At 48.4% G+C, this 2353-nt stretch carries 3 protein-coding genes; all 3 read right to left on the bottom strand.

Features of this window, described 5'->3' with window-relative positions; all coding sequences use genetic code 11:
- Window positions 1-783, bottom strand: a 783-nt coding sequence (gene hemN, locus Q0620_RS06830; protein WP_298783982.1) for an oxygen-independent coproporphyrinogen III oxidase, incomplete at its 3' end; no start/stop codon positions are given.
- A complete protein-coding gene (locus Q0620_RS06835) occupies window positions 776-1258 on the bottom strand; it encodes a DUF2603 domain-containing protein (protein WP_298783984.1) in 483 nt (160 codons plus the stop codon). The genes hemN and Q0620_RS06835, both read right to left, overlap by 8 nt.
- Window positions 1259-1273: 15 nt before the next feature.
- Window positions 1274-2197 carry an ornithine carbamoyltransferase gene (gene argF / locus Q0620_RS06840; protein ID WP_298783986.1) on the bottom strand — a complete coding sequence of 308 codons (924 nt, stop codon included), beginning with the start codon at window positions 2195-2197 and terminating at the stop codon, window positions 1274-1276.
- Between the last annotated feature and the right edge of the window lie 156 nt (window positions 2198-2353).

Below are 2353 nucleotides of genomic sequence, written 5' to 3' on the forward strand. Positions count from 1 at the left end.
CTCGGGCAGGGTCGTTTCGTCAAATTTACGCATAGATTTTTTGATCCACGGCACGTGCGCGTAGTTAAAGATCGCAAAGCGGTCCGGATCAAGCGAAAGCGCAAGCTCCAGCGTGCGCTTAAAGCTAGCTAGGCTCTGATACGGAAGGCCGTAGATAAGATCCATATTTATCGATTTTATCCCCCTCTCGCGCGCCATAGCTATGACGTCCCTCGTAAGCTCGAAAGGCTGGATGCGGTGGATCTCCTTTTGTACGCGCTCGTCGAAGTCCTGCACGCCGTAGCTTATGCGGTTAAAGCCGTTTGAAACGAGCACGTCGAGCTGCTCGGCGTTCAAAAATCGCGGATCGATCTCGCAGCTAATCTCGGCTTCGGAGCTGAAGTTTTTAAAATACTTTTTGATATTTTTTATGTGGCGCGCGAGCTGTTCGGCGCTAAAATACGTAGGCGTGCCGCCGCCGAAGTGCATCTGCACGACCTGCCTGGAGCCGTCCACGACGCCGCTTAAAATTTGCATTTCGCGCTCGATATAGTCCAAATACCGATCCATCTTGTCGCGCTTGCCCGTGTAGATTACGTTGCAGCCGCAAAAATAACAGGCGGAGCGGCAAAACGGCATGTGAAAGTAAAGCGACAGCGGCGTAGAGCTTTTTTGATTTTTCAGCTCGTTCAAATACCCGTCGTAGCTGAAATTTTCGCTAAATTCCAAAGCGGTCGGATAGCTCGTGTAGCGAGGCCCCGGGAGCGAAAATTTTGCGTAAGCATCAAAGTCTATACTATTCACGGCTGCCCGCCTTGGTTTTGATAAGCTCTTCGATATCAATAAAAAGGTTTGGATGCAGGCTTTTTACGCGCGAGACGACGGCATCGACGTCTAAGCTTAATCTTTTCGCACTCGGATTTGCGCCCGTTAGCCTTCTGATCTCGTCCATACACACAATCCACGCGTCGCCGAAATCTACCGGCGTATGCTGCAAGATCGAGCGCTCAAGCTTGAGATTAAAATTTTCCTGCATCGCGTTTTTGGTCGCGGCGATGAGATTTGCAAGCGATTTTATCGAGATCATCGTGTGCACTTCGTTATTTTCGTCGATGCCGAACCACGGCTCCTCGTCGCTCCACGAGCCGCTTTTTAGAGTGAGTTTTTTCTCGTTGTCCTCGCCTTGTGAAATTTCAAAAACCGTCCTTTTCGAGCTATCCAGTCCGAAAAATTCGCTCGCTTTGTCGATCTTTTTTAGCGCTTTATCTTTTTCTTCCATGCGTTCTCCTAAAATTTATCTTTTTTGATCCAGCCAGACCATAACGCCCTTTTGCGCGTGCAGGCGATTTTCCGCCTCTGCAAAAATTTCATCCGCATGCGCTTCAAATACGGCCTCGCTTACCTCATATCCGCGGTACGCCGGCAAGCAGTGCAAAAAGATCGCACCGCTACCTGCTAGAGCCATTAAGCTTTCATCCACGCAAAAGCCCGCGAAATCGCGAATTCTTTGCTCTTTTTCGGCTTCTTGCCCCATCGAGACCCAAGTATCGGTCGTCACGATGTTTGCGCCCGCTACGGCTTCTTTTATATCGTTCGTTATTAAAATTTTAGCGCCTGAAATTTTAGCATTTTCTTGCGCCTGCGCCAGTATCTGCGGATCGACCTCGTAGCCCACGGGCGTCGCTACTCGCAGCTCAAAGCCAAGCTTGCTAGCAAGCATCAGCCACGAATGCGCCATATTGTTGCCGTCGCCCACGTACGCGACTTTTGTTTTTGGAGTTTCAATACCGCACTCCACGATCGTCATTAGATCCGCCATCAGCTGCACGGGATGAAATTTATCGCTTAGCCCGTTTATGACCGGCACGCGGCTAAATTCCGCGAGCTCTATTAACGTCTCGTGGCGATTTACGCGCGCCATGATCAGATCGCACATTCGCGAAATCACGCGTGCAGTGTCTTTGATAGGCTCGCCGCGCCCGAGCTGGATGTCGCGACTGCTCAAAAATAGCGCGTGTCCGCCTAGCTCGTTCATCCCCACATCGAAGCTCACGCGCGTCCTGGTCGAGCTTTTTTCAAATATCATCGCTAATTTTTGATCTTTTAAATACGGCTTAAAATTTCGCGCCTTAGCCTCTTTTTTAATCCCAAAGGCTAAATTTAAAATCTCGATTATCTCATCTTTGCTAAAATCGTTTAACGTAAGAAAGTGCCTCATATCGCTCCTTTTTGGTTAAATTTTACACTGTTTTCGCTTACGTAGCGTTTTATTCGGCTTTAAAATTTTAAATTTACGCTACGTGCCGCGAAGCAAATTTCAAAAACAAGTCTCGCTGCTGCTGCGAAATTTTAAAATTCCAAAATTTTTAAAATT

Origin of the sequence: uncultured Campylobacter sp. (assembly GCF_938017615.1) — a bacterium.
In the GTDB taxonomy this organism is placed as follows: domain Bacteria; phylum Campylobacterota; class Campylobacteria; order Campylobacterales; family Campylobacteraceae; genus Campylobacter_B.